This window comes from Citrifermentans bemidjiense Bem, assembly GCF_000020725.1.
Classification (GTDB): domain Bacteria; phylum Desulfobacterota; class Desulfuromonadia; order Geobacterales; family Geobacteraceae; genus Geomonas; species Geomonas bemidjiensis.
The window spans coordinates 4502332-4525468 of record NC_011146.1; the positions used below are offsets into that span (position 1 = coordinate 4502332).

Annotated in this window: 25 protein-coding genes and 2 riboswitches; of the genes, 9 read left to right on the plus strand and 16 right to left on the minus strand. The window is 56.3% G+C overall.

Annotated elements, in window-relative coordinates; genetic code table 11:
* Positions 1 to 97: 97 nt before the first annotated feature.
* Positions 98 to 676, plus strand: a complete 579-nt coding sequence (locus GBEM_RS19790; RefSeq protein WP_012532391.1) for a peptidylprolyl isomerase — start codon at positions 98 to 100, stop codon at positions 674 to 676.
* Positions 677 to 713: 37 nt separating this feature from the next.
* On the opposite strand, the gene GBEM_RS19795 is transcribed toward GBEM_RS19790, so the two are convergent.
* The 9 genes from GBEM_RS19795 to GBEM_RS19835 form a co-directional block, all read right to left on the minus strand.
* Positions 714 to 1391: a cytochrome c biogenesis protein ResB gene (locus GBEM_RS19795; protein WP_404813023.1), complete on the minus strand. Its 678-nt coding sequence runs from the start codon at positions 1389 to 1391 to the stop codon at positions 714 to 716.
* A 37-nt stretch (positions 1392 to 1428) separates the two neighbouring features.
* Positions 1429 to 2145, minus strand: coding sequence for a cytochrome c biogenesis protein (locus tag GBEM_RS19800; RefSeq protein ID WP_012532393.1), 717 nt, complete (start codon positions 2143 to 2145; stop codon positions 1429 to 1431).
* A gap of 227 nt (positions 2146 to 2372) precedes the next feature.
* Positions 2373 to 2879, minus strand: coding sequence for a peptide deformylase (gene def / locus GBEM_RS19805; protein ID WP_026841103.1), 507 nt, complete (start codon positions 2877 to 2879; stop codon positions 2373 to 2375).
* A gap of 4 nt (positions 2880 to 2883) precedes the next feature.
* Complete coding sequence (locus GBEM_RS19810) at positions 2884 to 3450, minus strand: glycine cleavage system protein R (RefSeq protein WP_012532395.1); 567 nt, start codon at positions 3448 to 3450, stop codon at positions 2884 to 2886.
* A gap of 39 nt (positions 3451 to 3489) precedes the next feature.
* Positions 3490 to 5814, minus strand: coding sequence for a DNA translocase FtsK (locus GBEM_RS19815; protein ID WP_012532396.1), 2325 nt, complete (start codon positions 5812 to 5814; stop codon positions 3490 to 3492).
* A gap of 239 nt (positions 5815 to 6053) precedes the next feature.
* Entirely contained in the window at positions 6054 to 7730 is a 1677-nt protein-coding gene (locus GBEM_RS19820) for a ribonuclease J (protein WP_012532397.1), read from the minus strand.
* 55 nt (positions 7731 to 7785) lie between these two features.
* Positions 7786 to 8187, minus strand: coding sequence for a tetratricopeptide repeat protein (locus GBEM_RS19825; protein WP_012532398.1), 402 nt, complete (start codon positions 8185 to 8187; stop codon positions 7786 to 7788).
* A 31-nt stretch (positions 8188 to 8218) separates the two neighbouring features.
* On the minus strand, positions 8219 to 8395 hold the full coding sequence (locus GBEM_RS19830) for a hypothetical protein (RefSeq protein WP_318842306.1): 177 nt from the start codon (positions 8393 to 8395) through the stop codon (positions 8219 to 8221).
* 6 nt (positions 8396 to 8401) lie between these two features.
* Positions 8402 to 9097 (minus strand): lysophospholipid acyltransferase family protein, encoded by a 696-nt coding sequence (locus GBEM_RS19835; RefSeq protein WP_012532400.1) that lies wholly within the window; start codon positions 9095 to 9097, stop codon positions 8402 to 8404.
* 474 nt (positions 9098 to 9571) lie between these two features.
* On the opposite strand from GBEM_RS19835, the gene GBEM_RS19840 reads away from it, so the two are divergent.
* The 4 genes from GBEM_RS19840 to GBEM_RS19850 all read left to right on the plus strand — a co-directional run bounded on the left by GBEM_RS19840 (position 9572) and on the right by GBEM_RS19850 (position 12052).
* Positions 9572 to 10012 carry a single-stranded DNA-binding protein gene (locus GBEM_RS19840; RefSeq protein ID WP_012532401.1) on the plus strand — a complete coding sequence of 147 codons (441 nt, stop codon included), beginning with the start codon at positions 9572 to 9574 and terminating at the stop codon, positions 10010 to 10012.
* A 214-nt stretch (positions 10013 to 10226) separates the two neighbouring features.
* Complete coding sequence (locus GBEM_RS19845) at positions 10227 to 10658, plus strand: hypothetical protein (RefSeq protein ID WP_012532402.1); 432 nt, start codon at positions 10227 to 10229, stop codon at positions 10656 to 10658.
* Positions 10659 to 10806: 148 nt separating this feature from the next.
* A complete protein-coding gene (locus GBEM_RS21360; protein ID WP_012532403.1) occupies positions 10807 to 11163 on the plus strand; it encodes a hypothetical protein in 357 nt (118 codons plus the stop codon).
* 313 nt (positions 11164 to 11476) lie between these two features.
* Positions 11477 to 12052: a hypothetical protein gene (locus GBEM_RS19850; RefSeq protein ID WP_012532404.1), complete on the plus strand. Its 576-nt coding sequence runs from the start codon at positions 11477 to 11479 to the stop codon at positions 12050 to 12052.
* 295 nt (positions 12053 to 12347) lie between these two features.
* On the opposite strand, the gene GBEM_RS19855 is transcribed toward GBEM_RS19850, so the two are convergent.
* Positions 12348 to 12956, minus strand: a complete 609-nt coding sequence (locus GBEM_RS19855) for a YajG family lipoprotein (RefSeq protein WP_012532405.1) — start codon at positions 12954 to 12956, stop codon at positions 12348 to 12350.
* Between the two features lie 304 nt (positions 12957 to 13260).
* Between GBEM_RS19855 and GBEM_RS20990 the strand changes: the two genes are divergently transcribed.
* Entirely contained in the window at positions 13261 to 13737 is a 477-nt protein-coding gene (locus GBEM_RS20990; protein WP_012532406.1) for a WbuC family cupin fold metalloprotein, read from the plus strand.
* A gap of 130 nt (positions 13738 to 13867) precedes the next feature.
* Here the strand turns inward: GBEM_RS20990 and GBEM_RS19870 are convergent, their stop codons facing one another.
* Both GBEM_RS19870 and GBEM_RS19875 read right to left on the minus strand, forming a co-directional pair.
* Complete coding sequence (locus GBEM_RS19870; protein WP_012532407.1) at positions 13868 to 14626, minus strand: carboxymuconolactone decarboxylase family protein; 759 nt, start codon at positions 14624 to 14626, stop codon at positions 13868 to 13870.
* 62 nt (positions 14627 to 14688) lie between these two features.
* Positions 14689 to 15540 (minus strand): aldo/keto reductase, encoded by an 852-nt coding sequence (locus tag GBEM_RS19875; protein ID WP_012532408.1) that lies wholly within the window; start codon positions 15538 to 15540, stop codon positions 14689 to 14691.
* A gap of 294 nt (positions 15541 to 15834) precedes the next feature.
* Between GBEM_RS19875 and GBEM_RS19880 the strand changes: the two genes are divergently transcribed.
* Positions 15835 to 16770, plus strand: coding sequence for an AraC family transcriptional regulator (locus GBEM_RS19880; protein ID WP_012532409.1), 936 nt, complete (start codon positions 15835 to 15837; stop codon positions 16768 to 16770).
* Between the two features lie 153 nt (positions 16771 to 16923).
* Positions 16924 to 17337, plus strand: coding sequence for a thioesterase family protein (locus GBEM_RS19885; RefSeq protein WP_012532410.1), 414 nt, complete (start codon positions 16924 to 16926; stop codon positions 17335 to 17337).
* A gap of 9 nt (positions 17338 to 17346) precedes the next feature.
* Here the strand turns inward: GBEM_RS19885 and GBEM_RS19890 are convergent, their stop codons facing one another.
* Entirely contained in the window at positions 17347 to 17883 is a 537-nt protein-coding gene (locus GBEM_RS19890) for a GNAT family N-acetyltransferase (RefSeq protein WP_012532411.1), read from the minus strand.
* 271 nt (positions 17884 to 18154) lie between these two features.
* Here GBEM_RS19890 and GBEM_RS19895 point away from each other — a divergent pair, with 271 nt between their 5' ends.
* The gene (locus tag GBEM_RS19895; protein ID WP_012532412.1) at positions 18155 to 19438 is read left to right on the plus strand and encodes an HDOD domain-containing protein; all 1284 of its coding nucleotides are present in this window, start codon (positions 18155 to 18157) and stop codon (positions 19436 to 19438) included.
* A gap of 92 nt (positions 19439 to 19530) precedes the next feature.
* Here the strand turns inward: GBEM_RS19895 and GBEM_RS19900 are convergent, their stop codons facing one another.
* From GBEM_RS19900 to GBEM_RS19910, 3 genes are all read right to left on the minus strand, one after another.
* Complete coding sequence (locus tag GBEM_RS19900; RefSeq protein ID WP_012532413.1) at positions 19531 to 20139, minus strand: hypothetical protein; 609 nt, start codon at positions 20137 to 20139, stop codon at positions 19531 to 19533.
* 141 nt (positions 20140 to 20280) lie between these two features.
* Complete coding sequence (locus GBEM_RS19905) at positions 20281 to 21537, minus strand: MFS transporter (RefSeq protein ID WP_012532414.1); 1257 nt, start codon at positions 21535 to 21537, stop codon at positions 20281 to 20283.
* Positions 21538 to 21598: 61 nt separating this feature from the next.
* Complete coding sequence (locus GBEM_RS19910; RefSeq protein ID WP_012532415.1) at positions 21599 to 22264, minus strand: family 16 glycoside hydrolase; 666 nt, start codon at positions 22262 to 22264, stop codon at positions 21599 to 21601.
* A 512-nt stretch (positions 22265 to 22776) separates the two neighbouring features.
* A riboswitch (cyclic di-GMP riboswitch) is annotated at positions 22777 to 22853 on the plus strand.
* Positions 22854 to 22962: 109 nt separating this feature from the next.
* Positions 22963 to 23039, plus strand: a riboswitch (cyclic di-GMP riboswitch).
* The last annotated feature ends 98 nt before the right edge of the window (positions 23040 to 23137 follow it).

Sequence of the window (23137 nt, forward strand, 5' to 3'; positions counted from 1 at the left end):
ACCTTTACTTGCCCTAATGCAATGCGAATTGGTTGACCGCCTGTTTCGATTGGCTTATAAATGGCCAATACAAATTTATCTGAAAGGGAGGAACTACATGCTGAAAAGAATCATGCTGGTGGCGGTCCTGTTACTTTGCTTCGCCGGCAGCGCATTCGCTGCCGAAACAAAGAACCCGGTCGTGGTCATTGAGACCAGCCAGGGGAACGTGAAGGTGGAACTGTTCGAGAAGGAAGCTCCCTTGAGCGTGAAGAACTTCCTGGAGTACGCGAAGAGCGGGTTCTACGAGGGGACCACCTTCCACAGGGTCATTCCCGGCTTCATGATCCAGGGCGGCGGGCTCACCAAGGACATCGCCCCCAAGGCGACCCGTGCACCCATCAAGAACGAGGCCAATAACGGCCTGAAGAACGACCGCGGGACCCTGGCCATGGCGCGTACCGGCATGGTCGATTCGGCTACCTCGCAGTTCTTCATCAACGTCGTCAACAACGGCTTCCTGAACCACAACCCGGCCGGCGGCCAGAGAACCTTCGGCTACGCCGTGTTCGGCAAGGTGCTGGAAGGGATGGACGTGGTCGACAAGATCGCCGCCACCCCGACCGGGTTCAAGAACGGCATGCCGGACGTCCCCGCAACGCCGGTAGTGATCCAGAGCGTGAAGGTAGTGAAGTAGCAAAAAGGGGCGCCTCGCGGCGCCCCTTCTCATTTCATCATCTCCCCTTGCGCTGCGCTAGCAGCATCACGTTCCCCGCCATGAAGAACAGCGCCCCGAGAAGCGCGGCCCAGGCACCCGGCTCGCGGTGGATCTCGACGAGAGCCATCGGCACCGGGCTGAGCGCCACCTCTTTGAGGTAGATGCCGTACCCCTGGTGGAAGACCGGGTGGTTCGGCTGCACCTCCGCTACCTTTCCTTTTACCCGCAGCTGCGCGCGGTAGGAGCTGAGCATCCCCATCTGGCCTACCTCACCGGAGATCCTCTCCAGCAGCACCTGATCGCCGTCCGGAAAGCCGATCGTCCCCCCCTCCGTCAGCTGCATCTGCTGCTTATACCCTCCGTAAGAGGAGAAGAGGTGGGCGATCACGACGAGCAGGAATCCCGCGTGCATCAGGTGGGGGGCGATGCTGCGCCCCTTCTTCCTGAGGGCGTCGATGCTGCAAATAAGAGCGTTCAGGAATAAGACGGCCAGCAAAGCGATGCAGAGCCAGAGCCACCAGGAGAGCGAGAGCGGCGCCCGTTGCAGCCAGAAGAGAAGCGGCATCTCATTGATGCCCGACTCGCTGGCGCGGGTGAAAGAGCCAAGCGCCAAGGTGGCCATGACCCCGGTCATGAGCCACAGGCCGAGGTTGAGGGAGCAGAAGGTGGCGTAGAGTTTTTTCAGCAAAGGCATTCCCCTTTATCTGACCAGTCGGACTGGTCAGACGCCTTTAAAAGCTATGCGAACTACGCATCAGCAAGCTGACGCCAAGGTAGGTGAAAAGGGTCACGAAGAAACCCACGATCCCCATCCAGGCGAAGCCGCGGTCCCAGGACTGCCCCTTGAGGCGCAGGTGCAGGTAGAGCGAGTAGTAGACCCAGAGGATCGAAGTCCAGAATTCCTTCGCGGTCCAAAGCCAGTAGGTCCCCCAGGCGTAATATCCCCAGATCCCCCCGGATATCATGGAAAGCGAGAAGAAGGTGTACCCCACCAGCGCCGCCCGGTACTGCAGATCCAGTACCTGCCTTTTCCCCTGCATCAGGAACACCCCGCCGAAGAGCGCCGCGATACCGAAGAGGGCGTAGGCGAAGAAGGCAAGCGCCACGTGCAGTTCGAACCAGTAGGTATCCAGGACGGGGGGAAGCGGCATGTTCAGCGTGGGGAAAGGTGTCGCCAGGAGCGCGAAGAGACCGGCGAAGACGCCGGCGCCCCAGGTGAAGAAGCGTTCGTTTGCGGCCGCGCGGGCGTAGACGAAGGGAAGCGCCATGAGCCCGATGGAGCTGGAGAAAAAGGCGAGGGTATCCTGCGGCCCGATCAGCGGCAGCCTCCCGAGCGCGAGGCCGCGCGAGCCCAAGTACACGAGACCGGCGGCGAGCGCCGCCAGGAACACGGGGCGCTTGAAAGAAACGAGGTAGAGGACCGCGGAGCTAATCAGAAGCCATTTCATCACAAACCCTCAAAACAAAAAGTCAAAACCATTAACAAGGAGAACTTCTGAGGACATCTGAGAAAAAGACAAAAGGAGAAAGCCTTAAACCCTAAACCTTTGGCCACGAAGAAAACCTGAGAACTGCGAGAAGCAAAGCCTTTAAAGGTTCAACCCTTCTCTTTTAGCTTCTCTCCGGTTGTGCCTATGCTCAGATTTCCTCAGATTTTCTCCTTGTGAGAGGTTTGCTATTTGTAGCTCTTCCTACGGAAAAGGCCGGTCTTCAGCGAGGCGATGCGGTCCAGGAACAGCAGGCCGTCCAGATGGTCCAACTCGTGCTGTATGGCTACCGCCTCGAAGCCGGAAGCCTCGAACTCCCGGACGGTGCCGTCTGGCTCGGTGAAGCGAAGCGTAAGCTCGGTAGAGCGCTCGACGTCGCCGGTGTAATCGGGGACGCTCATGCACCCCTCGCGCATCACTGCGGCGCCGCTTCGAGCCAGGATCTCCGGGTTGATCATCAGCAGCAGCCCGTGGTTGTTGTCCTTGCCGTGACGGTTCTTGGAGACGTCGATGACGCAAACGCGCAGCGATACGCCGATCTGGGGGGAGGCGACGCCGACGGAACCCGGCCCGGCATGCATGGTGTCCACAAGGTCGTCCACCAGCTGGCGCACCCAGTCGTCGATTTGTTCCACTACCTGGCAAGGGGTCTTCAATATCTGGTTCGGGTAGGTGACTATATTTCGAACTGCCATATCGTCAGAGCGAGACCGGTGTAATAAGCCGCACCGAAATCTCCACACTCAACTCCTTTTTCAGTTTTTCCAGCAGGTTGGTGACGTCTTCTACCGCCATACCGGTGGGAAGTGCCGCTTCCAGCACCAGCACGTAGACGGGATCCGCGGGGGTCCCGATCAGCTTGGTGTTGAGGTCGGCGATGCTCACGCCACGGTCGGCGAGCTCCCGGGTAACGCGGTAGACGATGCCGGATTTGTCGCTGCCGTACACCGAGATCAGGCAGAGCTCCCCCTCCGGTCCGCGATAGCAGACCTCGTCGTCCTTCAAGTTCCGGATGAAGGCGGAGAGCCCGGTGTTGGCGTTCTTAGTCGCGAACTCCGCTTCCAACTGCTTCTTGGAGAAGGGCTTCTCGTGGGAGACGATCAGAATCATGGCGAACTCGCCCCCCAGCATGGTGCAGCTGGAGTCTTCCACGTTGCAGCCGAGCCTGTAGAGGACCTCGGCGGTGTCCGCGACGATGCCGGTGCGGTCCTTGCCGATGATGGTCACGGCGAAATGGGCCAAATTGGGCTTGCGGCAAAGGTTCATTGTTTCTCCTTCTAAAAATGTTCCCGATGGATCGATCCCTCAGATCTTATTGATGAATACTTCGCGCGGCTTGCTGGTGCCGTCGGAGGGGCCGATGACCCCTTCCTGCTCCATCTTCTCGATGATGCGGGCGGCGCGGTTGTAGCCGATGCGCAGGCGGCGCTGGATCATGGAGATGGACGCCTGCTTCGCCTCGGCCACCAGCGCCAGCGCGTCGTCGTAGCGCTCGTCGAGCTCTTCCTCGTCGTCGCCCCCTCCCTTCTCGTCGGAGGCCTTCATCTCCAGGATCGACTTCTCGTAAACCGGCTTCCCCTGCTTCTTCAGGAACTCGACCACGCGCTGCACCTCTGCGTCGGAGACGAAGGCGCCGTGGGAGCGGAGCATCTTCGAGGTCCCCGGCGGGAGGAACAGCATGTCACCCGCACCCAAGAGCGACTCGGCGCCGTTGCCGTCGAGGATGGTGCGCGAGTCGATCTTCGAGGAGACCTGGAAGGAGATCCTGGCCGGGAAGTTCGCCTTGATGAGACCGGTGATGACGTCGACCGACGGGCGCTGGGTGGCGAGGATCAGATGGATCCCCGCGGCGCGCGCCATCTGGGCCAGCCGGGCGATGGATTCCTCGATCTCGCGACCGGCGACCATCATCAGGTCGGCGAGCTCGTCGACGATCACCACGATGTAGGGGAGATGGCCGTGCTCCAGCTGGTCTTCCTTGGCCAGGAAGGCCTGGATCGCCGCCTCGCGCGCCTCCATGTCCTCCGGATCCTCGAGATGGTCTGCCTCCTCGATCTCCTCGACCACCACGGTCTCGCGCGCCTTGTTCTCGGCGACTTCCTTCTCTTCCCGCTCCAGCTCCCGGTTGTAGGAGTCGATGTTCCTGACACCCTTGTCGGCCATGAGCCGGTAGCGGCGCCCCATCTCCTCCACCGCCCACTTGAGCGCGAGCGCCGCCTTCTTCGGGTTGGTGACCACCGGCAGCAATAGGTGCGGGATACCCTCGTACACGGAGAGTTCCAGCATCTTCGGGTCGACCATGATGATCCTGACGTCGGTCGGGGTCGAGGTGTAAAGGAGCGAGAGGATCATGGTGTTGATGGCGACCGACTTGCCCGAACCGGTGGCGCCCGCGACCAGAAGGTGCGGCATCTTGGCCAGATCGGTGACCAGCGGGTTCCCCGCGATGTCCTTTCCAAGCGCCAGCGGGAGCTTCATCTTCCCCTTGTGGAACTCCTCCGAGTTGAAGATCTCCTTCAAGGAAACCATCTCCCGTTCGCGGTTGGGAAGCTCGATACCGACGACACCCTTGCCCGGAATCGGCGCCACGATGCGGATGGAATGGGCCTGGAGCGCCATGGTGAGGTCGTCCTGGAGCCCGGCGATGCGGCTTACCTTGATACCGGGGCCCGGGGAGAACTCGTACATGGTGATGACCGGGCCGGGGCATATCTCCACCACCTCACCCTCGACGCCGAAGTCCTTCAGCTTCTTCTCCATGAGCTTGGCGTTCATGGTCAGGGTCTCGCGGTCCTGGCGCTTGCCCGCCTCGGGAACCGGATCGAGCAGGGACAAGGGCGGGGTGCGGAAGTTCCCCTCCACCTTGATGAACTCGAACGCCTCCTGGACCGGCGCGGTCTTCTTCTCGTCCTGCTTCTTCTCCTTCTTCACGTTCGGCGCGGGAACCGGCGGCGCCACCACTGCCGGCTTTATCACCGGCGCCGCATGAGGCTTCGCCTTCTCCCCCTTCTCCTTCTTCTCCGCCGCGAGTTCCTTATTCAGCGCCTGGCGCTGCTTGTGCTTCGCCCACCGCTCCTTCAGCGCCGTCACCCACCAGTTGGCGAAGAGGACGAAGGAGAAACGGGACAAAAGCATGGCGGAGGCCGCCAGCATAGGGAGCAGGATGAGGAGCGCGCCGAACTTCCCGAAGCCGCGCTTCAGCAGATCGGCGCTCTGGTAGCCGACGAAGCCGCCGCTGGGAACCCTCTGCCCCAGGAACTCCGTGAACTGCAGGTTGAAGGCGAAGAGCCCCGACACCGAAACCACCAGCAGGACGAAGCCGACTCCCTTATAGCGGCGCCACCGGATCGGGTCCGGCCCGAAGGCGCGGTAGGTCAGGTAGATGAGCGTGCAGGGGAAAATATAAGAGGCGAGCCCGAAGAGCTGCAGGAATACGTCCGCCAACTGCGCCCCGAAGCGCCCCCCGAGGTTATGGGTCTGCATCGAGGTGGACACGCTGTTGAAAGAGAGGTCCTCCCCGTTGAACGAGGCGAGAGCGACGCTAAGGAAGATCCCGGCGACGGCGAACGCCATCCCCTTCATCTCCTTCGTCACTTTCTCTTTCTTTTCTATCTTCTCGTCTGTCGCCATAGTCTAAAAATCCGTTAGTTGCGGTTCAACGTTCAACGTTCGATGCTGAACGTTTGTAGGTGGCTCATTTCTCCTGGCTTGCGACTTCAAATTCGACGTTCAACGTTCAACGTTCAACGTTCGATGCTGGACGTCTGTAGGTAGCTCATTTCTCCTGGCTTGGGACAGCACCGTACGAAGGATCACGCCAGAGACAGAATTCAACGTTGAACATTGAACGTAGAACGTTGAACGGGTTCTCACATCTCCAACACGAGCGGCAGTATCACCGGTCGCCTTTCCAGGGTCTTGTTGAAGAGCCGGCGCAGCACGCGGCGCACTTCCAGCTTCACCTCGTTCCAGTCTGTCATCACCTCGGGGGTGACCAAGGCCAGCGTGTCGAGCACGACCTTCTTCGCCTCTTCCAGATACTCCTGGCTATCGTCCTCGAAGACGAAGCCGCGTGAAACGATGTCGGGGCCGTAGATGATCTCGCCGGTGGTCTGGTTGATGCCGATGATGACCACCACCATTCCATCTTCGGAGAGATGCTTCCTATCCTTAAGCACTACGTTGCCGACGTCCCCTACCCCTTTGCCGTCCACGAAGACGCGGCCGGTGCTGACCTGGTCCACGATGCACGCCTCGTCCCCGGCAAAGAGGATGACGTCGCCGTTGACCGCGAGGATGCAGCGCTCCTCGGGGGTGCCGACCTTCTGGGCCAGTTGGGAGTGCTTAACCAGGTGCCGGTACTCGCCGTGCACCGGGACGAAGAAGCGCGGCTTCACCAGGTTGTGCAGGAGCTTCAACTCCTCCTGGCTCGCGTGGCCGGAGACGTGGACCTCGGAAACCTTCTCGTGAATCACCTCGGCGCCGCGCCGGTACAGGTGGTTCATCAGGTCCGAAATGGTCTTTTCGTTGCCCGGGATAAAGCGGGAGGAGAGGATGACCGTATCCCCGCGCTCCAGCTTGATCTGCTTGTGGTCGTCCATGGCAATCCGGATCAGCGAACTTCTGGGTTCCCCCTGGCTCCCGGTGGTGATCATGCAGACCTGTTCCTTCGGGAGCCTGGGGAGCTCCTTCAGGTCGATCAGTATGTCGTCCGGGATCTTCAGGTAGCCCAGTTCGCGCGCGATCTGCACGTTGCCGATCATGGAGCGGCCGTTCAAAAGCACCTTCCTGCCGCTTTTCTCCGCCGCGCGCACCACCTGCTGCACACGGTGGATGTTGCTGGAGAAGGCGGCGACGATGACCCTGCCGGCGCAGGCCGGGAAGATCTCCTCGAAAGCATCCCCCACCAGCCGTTCGGAAAGCGTGTACCCCTCGCGCTCGATGTTGGTCGAGTCCGCGAAGAGCGCGAGCACCCCCTTCTCGCCGTAGCGGGAGAAGGTCGCGAGATCGGTCAGTTCGCCGTCGACCGGTGTCTGGTCCAGCTTGAAGTCGCCGGTGTGTATCACCACCCCTTCCGGGCAGCTTAGGGCCAGGGCGCAGCCGTCGACGATGGAATGTGCGACCCGGATGAACTCGACCTCGAAAGAGCCGAGCTGCACCGTGTCCCGCGGCTTGACCACCCTCAGGTCGACCTTTTGATCCAGCTCGAATTCCTTGAGCTTTTCCTTCACGAAGCCCAGTGTCAGCGCCGTCCCGTAGATGGGGGGATTGATATCCCTAAGCACGTAGGGAAGCGCGCCGATGTGGTCCTCGTGGCCGTGGGTGAGCAGGATGGCGCGGATGCGGTCCGCCCTCTCGATCAGGTAGCCAATGTCGGGGATCACCACGTCAATTCCCAGCATGTAAGGCTCGGGGAACATGAGCCCGCAGTCGACGATGACGATGTCGTCGCCGTACTCGAAGGCCGCCATGTTAAGGCCGATTTCTCCTAGTCCTCCCAGTGCTACGAACTTAAGCCCGGTACTCTCTGTGCTGGTTTCTTCCAAAAATTATCCTTTTTCTTTGTATCCCACGCGGGAATGCTTGCCCTTCTTTAGATCTCTACCGCTGCGCCGGCTGCAGCTGCACCAACTGCGCGATGCGTGTGTCGCAACGCTTGATCCAATCCTCGCCCGGTGAGTAGATGCCGGCCGTCGCAAGAAACGAGCTTCGCAGCGCGCGGTAAGCGATGAGCGCGCGGGGGATGTCGTTGCTGCGCTCGGCGGCGTCGCCGATGGCCCACAGCTTCTGGGCGCTCTTTTCGACCACCGAACTCCACGGGGTGTACATGTGGATGGCCGCTTCGTAGCCGGCCACGGCCGCGGTGAAGTTCCCTTTAGCCGCTGCCTGCTCCCCCTTTTTGAACTGGGCGTGCTGCCGGTACAGCGTGTTCCCCCAGATGAGAACCAGCGATATGAGCGCGATGGCGGCGATGTTAACCGCTACGGTTTTTACCTTTTCCATGTGTTACTTCCTGTTCATCCGGTGCAGGGAATCATCCCTGAAAGAAGTGGGGCGCCACCGTAAGCAGCGTGCCGAGCAGAAAGGACGCCACCCCCGCGAGAACCGCCAGTGCCGCCAGGATATCGAAAGGCTTCCGCAAGCGATGGGACGCGGGAAATCCCCAGCAGACAAGGGCTATGCCCGCCGCGGCGAGCGCCAAATAAGCCATCACCATTTAGTCAACCTCCAACTTTGCCGCGATAGCTTCACGAACCTGCTCCATAAGTTCACCCTCGGCACCCCGCTTCACCTCGATCGGCGCGCCGAAAGTCACTGAAATAGTCCCCGGCCGCAGTTCCAGCTGGTTGCGCGGGTTGATCGCCCGGCTGCCATTAATGGTGAAAGGAACGATGGGGACCCCCGCCATGCCGGCGAGCATGAACGCCCCGCGCTTGAATGGGAGGAGCAATCCGTCCTGAGTGCGGGTCCCTTCCGGGAAGATCACCACGCTCGCTCCCGAGGCGATCCGCTCCGCCGCCTGCTTCATGCTTTTGAGCGCCTTCCTGCCGCCGCTTCTGTCCAGGGGGATGTATCCCGCCCGCCGCATGGCCGCGCCGAATACCGGCACCTTGAACAGTTCCTCCTTGGCGACCCAGGAGAACAGTCGCGGTACCGCGAGCGTCAGTGCGAAGATGTCGAAGTTCCCCTGGTGGTTGCCCATATAGATTACGGGCCCCTCAGGTGGAACGTGGTTAAGGCCGTTCACTTCAAGCCGGATGCGGGCCGCAGACAGGGAGCCTAAGCTCCAGATCCTGGCGCAGGCGTGTCCGGCCCGGCCGGAACCGTCGAAAAGCCCCCCGATCACAGCGGCGAGGCTGCATAACAGGGTGTACGGAACGAAGAAAAGTAAGTAGATACAAGCTCTCAGCATGACCGGCTAAGTTACTTTTTTTTATCATAGGAGTCAAACCAATTATCGGTAGACCCATACACGAACCCGCGCCAGCTCCAGCTTGTGCCTGCTGCGGCGCAGTCGAATACGAAAAGGCGGAACACAGAGGTCGCAGAGGTTCACGGAGGCCACTGAGGTTTTTCAGGGAAAGGCACAGGCACTCACCACAGAGGACCGCAGAGGGGCACAGAGGAAGGACAACAGGTTTAACCCCAAAGCCATTTTCGTTTTCTCAGATTCTCTCCGTGGCTAAAGGTTTGGTTTAGTATTTTTGTCCGTTTCCTCAGAAGTCCTCAGATTTTCTCCTTGCTAAGGGTTTTGTTTTTGGTTTTGCCTCAGTGGACCTTCGTGTCCTGTGTTCCGCTTCCGTTTTGGCCGCAAAATATTGCTTTGCTAGAGGCGGGTTTTGATGTAGCATCGGCGCTCAATATTCAAGCGAAAAGGAGAAAGCATATGGCAAGTCTGAACAAGGTGATGCTCATCGGGAACCTGGGGAAAGACCCCGAGGTGCGCTACACCGCCGGCGGGACCGCCGTAGCATCCTTCTCCGTCGCCACCACCGAGAAGTTCAAGGGCAAGGACGGCAACTGGGAAGAGAAGACCGAATGGCACAACATCACCCTCTGGGCGCGTCTTGCCGAGATCGCCGGCGAGTATCTTTCCAAGGGGAAGACCGTATATATCGAAGGGCGTCTGCAGACCCGCAAGTGGACCGACAAGGAAGGCAAAGACAGGTACACCACCGAGATCGTAGGCGAGAAGATGCAGATGCTTTCCGCCAAAGGCGAAGGCGGCGGTGGTGGGCAGCGTCAGTCCAGGCCGCAGCAGGATTACAACCAGGGCGGCGGTTACGAAGAGCCGGTATTCAACCCGGACGACGAGATCCCGTTCTAGACATATTAAGGAAAGAATAAAAGCCGCTACCGCCAAGGTCGCGGCTTTTGTCGTTTTGAGGCGGGTTGGGATTTAATAGTAATGTGTCCCCGGAATTCCAAGGTCTAGATGCGGTTGTTTATCAGGTAGAGTACTACGAGAAGTTGGACCGGCCGAGCCGGCCTACTTCCTGCTGTCAGGTAGAATGGCAAGAAATACCTACGGGAGGTTATGTATGGAAAACGGCTCTGAGCTTAGTCGCTCATCGCAATGGTGGCGGTGGCCGATACTGCCGCTGGCGGCAGTCCTTGGTGCATTGGTAGGAGCTTTTCTCCTCACACTGCTTCAGTGGATCGGGATGAAAATGCAGGGGGGTTTCCGTGAGGATGGATGGTATTTTCGCTACATCCTACCGGTCATTTCTTCAGCGGTATTCGGGTGGTTATATGCGCTGATCACTCTAAATGTGGCACCGAGAGGCAAGGTCATTGCCTCCGTTGTGATGACGACCATACTCGGAGTACTAGCATTGCTAGGTTTGATCTTCACTTGGTTTTATAAATTGGATGATATCGGTACTGCAGTTCAATCAACCGTCGGTTCTATCGCCTCTTTGGTTGCAGCAATTGCGACAATCGTTAGCCTCAAGGACGAGTATACGGAATGATTAACGCACAATAAGCCACATGTAGCCAATGCTTCGAAGAGGGACAGAGGAGGCTTACCGGGGGGAGCATACCAGGTGTTGGGGACTGAGTGGCTCGAGGGGGACGCTGCTCATCCCCCACGACTTGGGTAGCGAATTAGGAGAAAATATGAATGATGCGAATGGATTCGTTAAATGCGCACATTGTGCAGGTACAGGCACTTGTAAGAATGGTCAAAATGAAACCAGTTGTCTCGTCTGTATAAAGGAGCAGAAAGTCAAGATTATTGACAGCACGTTTGGCATTGTGTGCTCTGTGTGTCACGGTGTTGGCATCACGGAACCGAAGAGTGTACGGCTACATAATCGCATCGTCCCAGTATTGGCTATGATGATCGTATATGTTGCTTTGTTTTTGGTAATGATTCTGTCTACAAGGGAGCATTTTTCTGAAGTTTTAGCATTTGCTGCAACACTGATTGGTAGTGTAACAGGATATTATTTTGGCGGAAAGGCAAAGAAGTAGTAAAAGCTAGCAGGCTAGGGGTAGAGCAGAGAGGAGGTGTTACCCTGCCCTCCCTCATCAATCCGGACGGGGGCCGAGGGGGACGTTGTTGAGTTGATTGAGTTCCTGACTTAAGGGCGAAGGGCGAAAGTGGACGTTCTTTAGTTCGTTTACTTTCTCCGTCTTCAGAGCGCGAGGGGACGTAGGTCCCCTCTCCCCTCAGGGGTTGAAGCTCTGACAACTTCCCTTTGCTCCCCACTTTTGCTAACATGCCGCAGTCCTTCAAGAACCAACCTGGCATTGCCCTGCATTGTGCTTACCATCGAGACGCTTCATGGCCTTTTCATCAATCCAGTCCGCATCCCACTTGCTTCCCGTGTTTAAGCTTTTCCTGCTTCCTGTGGGCGGCGGAATACCCGCCGGCGTTCTGCTGGCCCGCACCCAAGGCCTGGCTTGGCCCGTCACCGCAGGGCTCTACCTGGTTTCGGATGTGGTCCTTGCCCTCATGTTTGAACCGGTTCTACGGCTTTTCGCCGCAGTGATAGGGAATATCCCTTTCCTGGCGCGTTTTAGCGCGGCATTAAAGGCTGCCACGGCGCGCAGCGTGGCGCATGTCAGCGGCACCAGCACCGGCCCCCTTGCACTCGTCATGATAGCCTTCGGCGTAGATCCGATGACCGGACGCGCCACTGCGCTTGCCTCGGGCCACGGATTCCTCGCCGGCTGGGCCTTCGCAATCGCAGGAGATATGCTCTATTTCGCGGTGATCGCCCTCACCACCTTGCGCCTCAACTCCTACTTCAAAGACCCGAACACCACAATGCTGATCGTCTTGGCCGCGATGTTCCTCGTGCCTGTGCTGGTTCGCAAGTTACGGGACCACCGAGAGAGATGGCGTGCTGGGTCTTGAATTATAACCGCTGCCGTGTTTCGCTTTTTACCTCTACTTCGGAATTCCGGGGACATAATACCTATAATTTTGCAACACATGAGACGCAGAAGAAGAATTCAGTCTCTTCTTCACAGATTGTTATCCAGGCTATGCAAAAGCCGCTACCTATTAAGAGCAAAGGGGGGTCTGAGCTTGAATTTGACCCTATTGCCACTTAAATCTCTGACTTCTGCCCCTACCTCTCAAAAACAACAAGGCCGGAGACGTCGTCTGCCGGCCTTGTTGTTCAAATTAAGAAGCTTCATCTAGTGATCTAGTTATTTGCCTTCAGCAGGGCCGCAATGAAGGTCTTGTCGGCAAACATCTTCTGCATCCCTTCGTTAAGCGCCTTCTCCAGCGCAAGCTCCGCATTCTCGCCGGTCATCAACTGGATGTTGCGCTCGATTCCCTCCGCAACGAACTGATGGGAGTACAGTAAGTCCCCCTTCTTGTTCTTTATGGTGACCCCCATGTTCAGCTCGGCAACGGCGTCCCCCGCAAAGAATCCTACCTTGAAGTCGTTGTAGTACTTGACCAGATCGGCATCGATAGTGACAAGTGAGTTCTCTCGGCCAAGTCCGAAACCGCGGGCTTTCAGCTCGCACTCGATGGCTTTCTGGAAGGTGACCGCTACATTCTCCGCGGGCACGATTTGCGCCATTTCCATGCCGAACCCGTTCTTCTTGCTGCTCACCTTGACCTTCTCGTTGCGACTGTCACTCACCTGCACGTTGCAGATTACAGACTTGGCGTTCTCTACAGCAGCGACGCCAGTCTGCGGGGTGTAATTGATGTCGACTGTCGCAGTGGTGAGCGCACAACCGCCGAACATCAGAGAAGACAGTGCTACAACAGCCAGAACGATTGACTTGCTTTTTCCCATACTTTCTCCTTTAAAGCTTCGGTTAACAACGCTTTCGCGTTGAGGGTGTTCTCATGGGCCAGCAGTTCTCACAGTGCATGATGTAGATACAAAGTCTTTCATCCCGCTGTTGTTAAACAATGCAACGTATACGGCAAAGCTATGCCTCTATATCAATATCGGAAACCCTTGTCTATAGATAAGAGATTTTTCTTCATGTAAAATCCTTCTGCTGAAGGTCTGCAGGCAAATACTAAAAATCCATTGCAAAGTTAAAGGATTCGGTCTACGTTTGCCCCATCTAACTCTTACCGGAGCCCCTTTTATGAAAAAACTCGGTTTCGACGATCTCTCCTCCCTTAGCACCCAAGCACAACAATCCCCACGCAAGCGGATGAATCACAATCTTCATTCCGAATTGTCCGACCCCATCCAGCGCTTGGTGATTGCAATGGAACCTGATACCTATATTCGCCCCCATCACCATCGGCACACATGGGAGCTTCTGACCCCACTACGTGGCCGTTTCGTGGTCTTGACTTTCGATGACGACGGTGTGGTCATCGGACGTGCAGTGCTGGGTGAAGACGTTTCGATTGCTGAAACTCCAGTCGCAGGCTGGCATGCGGTACTTTCTCTTGATACCGGTGGTGTCATCTTTGAAGTCAAACACGGCCCTTATTCTCCATTCAAAGAAGAAGATTTCGCCCCTTGGTCGCCTTCTGCCGAGGACGATAAGCATAAGGAACTTATGCGTTGGTTCCGTAATGCCGAAGTTGGACAACGTTGGCCTGGTTGCTGACAGAAGATGAGCGGTCATGTGATCACTCGGCGTAAGAGGGACGCTGGTCAGTTCGTCTAGTTATTTAGGATTCGGAATGAGGAACTCAACCAACTGACCAACGTCCCGTCCCCCTCGCCTCCCGAATGCTTTACTTTGATTTCCTACCCGAGACAATCGGGACCACACCGACAAGTTTGAGCGATTTGTCCAATACTTCACTCGCATTATCGGCTTCACTCCTGCCGACACTGGCGGCAAGAACGGTTATCAGACCGCGCATCTGCAACTCGGACAAACCGGTATTAAAACCGACGCTGAAATGGGCCTGCAGTTGGGGATTGACCCCCTTCATAGCGGCCAGAGCGGAAATGGTGGCAATCTCCCTGCTCTGGAAGTCCAGGTTGTCGCGTCCGAAGATGTCGCCGAACAAGTGGCCTTTCAAAAACGCGTCGATGGCGGGAGCGAAAGCATAGATCGGCCCAGTGACCGGCTTGCCTACCAATTGCGTCTGTATTTCTGTGCCAAGCTCGATGCTGCTTTTACCAGCAGGCATTTTGCCGGGTTCCTTTCCGAGTTGATCCTTGATGCCCTTCTTCTCCCGTTGTTCCACAACGTTCATAAAAGCGCCAAGTCCGTTCAGGCTGCGCGGAAACCCCGTATAGGCATATAGTTGCACCAGGATTTCCTTGATTTCGTTCACGGTCAGCCCGGCATCCAGCCCTTTGTTCAGAGCAGTTTCGAGCTTTTCAATGTCTCCGTTGGCGGTAAAGGCGGCTATGGGGATAATGCCTTGCTGCTTTGAGTTTAAAGTTTGGTTTTTGTCCATGGGTTGTGCCTCCGCTATGGCTGCCATGATGCACATCATGGCGAACGTGATTGCCAGGAACTCAATAATAAGTCTATTCATGCTTGCCACCAGGTTTTCCGTTGTATTGATCGTAGTTGACCTTTTCCAACCATTCGACATTCTTAGAGGTCCAACTTACGGGTCCCAATCCACTTCACCATATCCGGATCGCGATGATCGAAGAAGCTGCTTTCTTTCTTATCCAGCGTTGCAATGCTCCCCATATCCTCGGCTGCGAGTTCGAAGTCAAAAATGTTGAAGTTCTGAACAATCCGCTCTTTGTTCACTGATTTCGGTATGACCACGACGCCTCTTTGGGTCAGCCAGCGCAACACCACCTGAGCAACAGATTTGTCATATTTGCGGCCAATGGCAGTGAGCAGTTCATTGCTGAATAGATCATTCTTGCCCTCGGCAAAAGGTCCCCAAGATTCAATCTGAACGCCGTTTTCTTGAAGGAACCGCTGAGTCTCGATCTGTTGGCAGAAAGGGTGTGTTTCTATCTGATTGACCGCCGGCGCCACTTCGCTGTGAATCATCAGATCCATAATCCGGTCCGGATGGAAATTGCTGACGCCGATTGCTCGGACTTTGCCTTCCCGATGCAGACTTTCCATGGCCCGCCAGGAACCGAAGACATCTCCGTACGGCTGATGGATCAGATACAAATCCAGATAATCCAATTGCAGCTTAGCCAGCGATTTATCAAACGCCTTCCGGGTGCCATCGTAACCCGCATCCTGGACCCACAGCTTGGTGGTCACAAAGATTTCATGCCGGTCAATGCCACTATTCCTTATTGCGTTGCCGACAGCTATTTCATTCATGTAGGATGCCGCAGTATCAATCAATCGGTACCCCGCCTGCAGGGCATCACTGACGCTACGCTCACATTCCTTCGGATCACTGACCTGGAAGACGCCAAAACCGAGAATAGGCATCTCCACACCATTATTTAAAGTCACTTTCTGCATATTCCCCCACTCCTTTGAGGATATTTATTTTGTTCAACGACCGGTCAACTCTTCCAGTTTATCAGGGTGTCTGCCCCCTTGTACGGTGATCAGATTGGCGGCGGTTTCGTCTTTCCCAATACGTGTTTTTGCATCCGTTATCCCCCTGCATCTTTTTTTGACGATCGTATCCTACATCCCGTCAAGCACTAGGCGATAGACCGATCCTCTCGGTTTATTGCCCGATCCTGCATTGCACCAAATTATTATTGTAACGGTGCGGTAGGTTGGATAGTATCGAATTTGGAGGAAGTTATGGAAATTTCGACTACCGATCAAGATATTGAGGCTAATGCCTTGGACATGGCAGTTGCTGCTCTTTGCAGTCGCATTGCCCGATATACCGAACGGGGAGAAATGCATATAACCGCAGTTCCCGGGTTGTCTCTCTTTCGTCGGGAGGAACCAAGCGGACCAACCAGCGGCATGTACGAACCGAGCATCTGCATGGCCGTGCAGGGTGCAAAGCGCGTAATTCTCGGTGATGACTCATTTGTATATGATTCACACCACTATCTGATTACGTCAGTGCATCTGCCGACGATCGTGCAGATTCTCGAAGCAAGCCCGGAAAAGCCGTACCTTGGTCTCCGTTTAAAGTTCGACCTGAAGGAAATTTCGCAACTGATGGTCGACAGCAACCTCCCTCAACCACGCCAGCAGTCGAGCCGTGGGATGGCGACCGGCGAGGTGACACAACAGATTGTCAATGCTTTTGCACGGTTAATTGATCTGCTTGACGATGAAAAGGACATTCCGATCCTCGCTCCGGTCATCCAGCGCGAGATCATCTATCGGCTGTTGGTGGGAGATCAAGGCGAGCGGCTTCGTCAGATCGCAACGGCTGGGAGTCAAAGCCAGCACATTGCCAAGGCAATCGGTTGGTTGAAGAGCAATTACTCACAGGCTATCAGCATGGAGGAACTCGCTGCTCTGACAAACATGAGCGTTTCGACGTTCCACCATCACTTTCGGTCACTGACAGCGTTGAGCCCGCTGCAGTTCCAGAAGCAACTCCGCCTGCAGGAAGCGAGAAGATTGATGCTGACAGAACGGATGGATGCCGCTGCCGCAGCGTTTCAGGTCGGCTACGAGAGTCCGTCACAGTTCAGTCGAGAATATAACCGCCTGTTTGGGGCGCCGCCGTTGCGGGATATCTCGAAACTGCGCGAGATGGTTGTCGCGGCATAAGAGGGCGAACGTATCAGGGCGAAGGTGGGAAGCGGGGTCCAAGCACTGGCGCCGGCGCTCGCCGAAGCCTGGGGCCGCTCTTTATCAGAGCGGGGCGGGTCGATTGAAGGGTCGTCCAGTGAAAAGGGTATAAGGGCAAAAGGAGGAAGAGACATGAAGGAGTTGCAAGTCGGTTTGAAACATACGTTCAGCTACCTGGTGCCCAAGGAGCGGACGGTGCCATTTCTGTACCCGGAGTCGTCGTACTTCCAAGTGATGCCGGAGGTATTCGCCACAGGCTACATGGTGGGATTCATGGAATGGGCCTGCATGGACGCTCTAGCTCCATACCTGGATGAGGGTGAACGGACTGTGGGGACCATGATCAACGTCACCCATGAGGCCGCCACTCCGGCGGGTATGGAGGTGACGGCCACTGTAACGCTTGTGGAGGTCGACGGCAAGCGCACCGTCTGGGAGATCGAGGCCCGCGACGAGGTGGAGGTGATTGGCCGGGGTCGCCATGAACGCTTCGTGATCGACTACGAAAAATTCAGCAAGAGGGTGGCCGCGAAAGGAAACAAATAACATCACGGATCAGCCATCGACGGGATGGGCAGGTGTATCCAACAACAACTGGTAGAATGCCAAGTCGAGCCACCGGCCGAATTTGAACCCCACCTGCGGTAGCGTACCTACGTGCTTGAAGCCAAGTCGCTCATGCAGCGCGATACTGCCGGTGTTCGCGGCATCGATTGCACCTACCACCGCATGCACATCGTTCTCCCTTGCCACCGCTAGCAATTCCCGCATCACAGCCTGCCCGAGCCCATGACCGCGATGATCCTTGTGCACATATACAGAGTGCTCCACGGTGTACTTGTAGGCAGGCCAGCCTCGAAACGTGCCATAGCTCCCAAAGCCCAGTAGCACCCCATTGCTGTCCTCGATGCCGATCACGGGAAACCCGCCGGCCCGCTTGGCGGCGAACCAATCGACCATGGCCTGCAGCGTCCGGGGCTTGTAATCATAGAGCGCGGTCGAGTGCAGGATCGCATCGTTGAAAATTTCCAGAATCGCATCCGCATGTCGCTCGAAGTTGCAGCGCACGATGGAGTGTTCCTGTTTGGTCATCACGGTCTCCTCACTATTTCCATCCAGCGTCGAGTCATTCTGCTCGGCGTGTGATACTCATTGTGGTACCTCAGCACCTTCTGTTTCTAACCATATACCCGAATCTCCTGCCTTGGTCACCTTGAAAAGGTGGTAGCGGCTTTTGTCATTTAAAAGCTAAGTAGGTTTTAGTTGGAAAAAATGCCGGATTTAGTATTATGTCTACGGATTCTAAATTAGTGTCAGGTCCGCGGAATGCTAATGTCCCCCGAACTGTATGAAGGTGGGTATTATGGGAATCTTGTTCCAAGTTGAACTGAGCTTCATGCCGATTCCGGACATTTTGCAGTGGATCGACATGAACCGTCTCACTTGCGTGGTTGCCATTACTCGCGAGAGCGACAGCGGCATAACGTTTTACCTTGAGAACGGAAAGCTGGTACTCGCCGGGTCCCAGAAAAAGGGGCTGCAGTTCGGCCAGTTCCTCGCCGCCTCAGGCGTGCTCTCCGAAGTGCAGGTATTCCAAGCGCTAACCGAAAGCAAGAGCAAAGGCATTTCCCTCACCAGATACCTGGTTGAGACTTCCCTCGTATCTTCCAATGTCCTCGCCGATATCATGTCCGACCTGGTCGAGAAACTCCTCCTTGACCTGCTCTCCAACAACGCCGGTTCAGTCACCATCACTACGCCGCTTCCCGAAATTCTTGCCGGTGGGCCGATTTCCCTGGAAACAGGGAGGGTCATCTTCAACGCAGTCAGGATCTACAACGAACAGAACAGGGACTCGCAGCAGCGGGATGAGGCGATCGAGGCCATCAACAAGCGGCTTTACAATGAGGATTTCCAGCTTCCGGTTCTCCCTGGCATGCTCATGCAGTTGATTTCGCTGATGGAAGATGAGAGGACCACGGTACAGGAGATGGTCAAACTGATCATGACGGATCAGGTCCTGATCTCCCGCATCCTCAAAGTTGCCAACTCGGCTTTTTACTCAGCGTCGGGGCAGGTGGACTCGATTCACTACGCCATTGTCCGGCTTGGGATGCGTGAGGTGCTGAATATCGTGACCGGTATTCAGGTGCTCTCGATGCAGAACCGCGATATTCCCCAGGAGAAGTTCCAGGCGATCCTCGATGGCGCGTTGAAGACGGCTTTTCTCGCCAGCGGTCTGGCGAGGCAGCTGAGAGAGGATCCGGAAGAGGCGTTTCTTGGCGGGTTGCTACTTGATCTCGGCAAGACCGTGATACTGAGTGTGGCGAAGGATTTCGAGATAGACGAGTCGCTTTTCGATGAGCTCATGCATTCCCGGCATGCTGAAATCGGGGCGATGATAGCCAGAAAGTGGAATTACCCCGAGTCGATCCAGAATCTGATCCGCTACCATCACAACCGCAACTTCGGCGACATCGTCAACAAGATGATCGCGCTTCTCCAGATAGCGGATCAGGCAGTGCGGTCCCCGTCCGGGAAGGAGATAGATCCCGATCTGCTCGGTTCTCTCGGCCTCCCACTGGAAGCGGTTATGGAGGTCCATTCGAAGGCAATGGATTCCTTCAACCAGATAAAGTCCATGTAAAGGGATTTGGCCTCAAGGCAGTGAACGAAACGGAGAGGATTAGAGCGTAGAAGTGAAAAGCCCCCCTGGTTGTCGCCAGGGGGGCTTTTTTGTTAGGGGTTAAGAGGGATGGGGTTGGACCAGGGGCCGGCCGTCTCTCCGCGCTTCCCCCTGATCCTGAGCCAGTTGAGTTTCGTGCGGTCCACTCCGATGATCGGTATTTTCAGGCATTTGGTCGACCATACCACCAGCCTCCAGTTTTCTTCCAAGCTGGGATCACCGTCGCAGGCCCAAATTTCATATCCCCTTGCACCCATTATCTTGGTGACTGACGCTGCGGGATGACCCTTCGGGTCGAAACTAACCCTGAAATCCTTAGCACGCTCCAGGGTGGCGGAAACGGTTGCTCTTTCGGCTGAGGGATTGAGACCGAACGCCTCCTGCAACGAGGGATCTTTCGCCGTGACCACCTTTGCCAAACCAAGAAGAAGGGAGAGGTTTTGGTCAATCAACTGGCGATCCTCCTCGCAGGCCTTGATCTTTTCGGGGTCTCCTCTCAAGTAACCAGCAAAGTTGGTCGCGTAGCGTTCATGCAACTCGCTATAAAACGCAGGCGTGGGGATGAGCGATAACAAGCGGTTGAACATCTCCGTGTTAAAGGTCGCATTCATCGCTGCGGATTTAGACAACAATTCAGGAAGGCTCAATTTGGTCGTGGGCATCTGCAACCTCCAGATGAATTTTTTTTAACGTGCCGAAATAGTAACCGGGCTTTCGGCGATGTCAAAAAAAAATATCGAGGCCGGATAAAGCACGATCAAAGTTGCTCCGCTTGCGCGCAACACTCCGCTGGCAAAGTGGTCCTACTCTTCCGGTGGCCTGACCGCCTTGAAACTCCGGTACAAAGATAAATCGTAAATTATCTTGAGACCGCCAGCGAGAAAAAAAGGGATGTTCCAGAGGGCGGCATTGGCCAGAAACATCCCGGTGAACATAGGCGACAACGCGGCCCCAGTGGTCCGGGCAACGCCCGTGATCCCGGCGGCAGCCGAAAGTTCGTCAGGGCTCACCACGGCCATCGTGTACGACTGCCGGGTCGGCACATCCATCTGCGAAATGCTGAACCTAAGCAGCAACACGGCGATGGCCAAAGGGAGGTTCGGCATCAGCGGCACCAATATCAGCAGGACGTTCGAGGGAAGGTGCGTGAACACCATGGTCCGGATCAACCCGATCCTGGCGGCAACTCGCGCCGCAGCCAGGGCGGAGACGGCCGCAAGAATGTTGGCCACGAAGAAGATGGCTCCGAGCAGCCCCGGGCTTACGCCGAAGCGGAGGTAGAACCAATAGGCCATGATGCTTTGAGGGATGAAGCCGCCGCCAAAGGCGTCGAGGGCAAAGAGCGCCGACATTTTGAGAACCAGGCGATAAGAGCGGTGCAGACCGAATCGCGCCGCAAAGAATGAAGGGGCTGTTGTCCCGGGGGTTCTGCTATTCCTTGGCGCTTCCGCGGCCGGGGTCATCCTTCTGAACAAGACCCAGAGCACCGTCCCTACTGCGGCATAAACGACGAGAAGCACGCGGTAGCTGTCCACAGCGGCCCATCCGGCATTGATGAGTCCTTGCGCCAGACCTCCGCCGAAAACGGCCCCGACCGCGGAAGCGATGGAGCCGGCGAGATTGTACCAGGCGAAGACCTCGGTCCGAACCTCCTTCGAGACCAATTGGGTGAGCGATGCCTGCTCGATGGGGAGGAAGGGCCCCACCTCGTTCCCGCTCGGGCTTATGACGCCGATTGTCGCGGCTAGCAGCAGCAACAGGAAATTCGTCGTCACCGCGAAGAGGAGGCCGGCAAACAGCATCAAGCCTGCACCCACGACGAGCATGCGCTTTCTGCCGAAGCGATCGGCGATCGTGGTCAGCCAGAGCGAGATGACGGTATCGCCAACCAGAGTAAGGGTCAGCAGGAGGCCGATTCTCTTTGCCGAGATCCCGATGTGGTCAAGGTAGAGAACCAAAACAACCGCCAAAAACCCGTAGGCAAACATGCGCGCCATCCGGGTGACGAAAAGCAGTCTCCCATCCGGCGGCAATGACCGCAGGACCCGTAAACTCTCCATATCAGGCCTCGAAGGCCCGGGCACGTCTAATCCGCTGCATCGAACCCTCCTTGTGTCCCATCTACTGTGCAGTCGCCTTCACGTCGTCGAAGCAGGTCACCGAATCCGCCTTGGTCCAGAGCCCGATCTTGCCGGCTTTGAAGGTATCGTCACGAGTCTCCACTACCAGCTTGCCGTTCAGGTAACCCCGGATGTCGTTCCCTTTTGCTTCCACGCGTAATTCCTGCCATTTCCCCGATACCACCTTGGCCGACCCTTCATTGAGAGTATGGCGCGATCCGGCCACGTACTTGTAGATGTTCACGTTGTCCTCCAACGCATTGGCGCGGAGGATGTAGAAATTGTCTTCGTCCTGGATGCGGAAAATGATCCCGGCAGCACGGTCCCCGCTGCCGGAGACGGGCTTGAACCGGGTCGAGACGGTAAGGTCGGCGAAGATCTTGTCGCTCAATGCGATGGCTGGAAACGTTGCCGATGCGGTTTGGCAAAGGGCATGCGGCGAACTCGGTGCATCGCCTTCCTCTTTCACCGACCAGGTGCCGCTGAAGGGATATGCCCCAGCCGGGACACTCCCCGCCTTTTCCTTGTCGAAAGACCATTGCACGTCCTGGCCGGGCGCCACCCCCCGGGCTTTGGGTTGAGATTCATCAGCGGCATCCGTCCTTGTGCATATTCCAAGTACGAATGCCGCCACGGTGATTCCTATCCCTACGAATGCTCGTTTCATACCTTACTCCTTTGCTGCCATATTTCCGGATGATGCTGAAATTATAACAGTCTCCAGCGTCCCCGTCCCCCCCTGCATCTTCCCAACTCCGGAAATGACGTATTATTTGGTGAATATGTCATTTTTGAATCCAAAAGTGACGCATTTGAAAAAAATGTGTCGTTTTTGAACTCGAATATGACGTTTTTGAATCCGAATATGTCATTTTTGAGTCCGAATATGACGTATTTGAATTCAAAAATGACACATTTGAAAAAAAATACGACGTTTTCGCTCCGGATAAGCATTTCCCTGGGCCTGTTGAATCCTTCGTGTAAATGGCCAGCGTTACCGGTCCGCAAGAACATGATCTCCACCCGGCGGTCCGGCAACCGGCTGTGAAAACTGCTGCAGCTGCGCCAGGTTGCGGGTACAGGCGCATGGGAAAATTCGCCGGGCGGGGAAGAAAATTTAGAAAATTTTGTTGACAATTCCTCATCGACAGGTATTATCCCCGCAACTTAAACCTAGATAGACGATAATACTCAACCATCCGCGAGGATGGGGCGGAAAGCCTATAGGGTCTCACCGAGACAGCCGGGTTGCCGAAATATCACAGATATTCGGTCCCGGCTTTTTTTGTGTCCATTGATCAAGTGGGGGGCAAGTCGCAGGAGGCGCCTTGAAGGGCGCGGGCATGATGTAAAAACGGTGGTGGTACACGATAATACTCAACCATCCGCGAGGATGGGGCGGAAAGCCTATTGGGTCTCTCTGAGACAGCCGGGTTGCCGAAATATCACACGATATCGGCTCCCGGCTTTTTTTGTGCCCCGAATCCCGGAACGTTCAACGGGGAATCAGGAGAAATTCCGGGAGCGTCGCTCTCGGTCC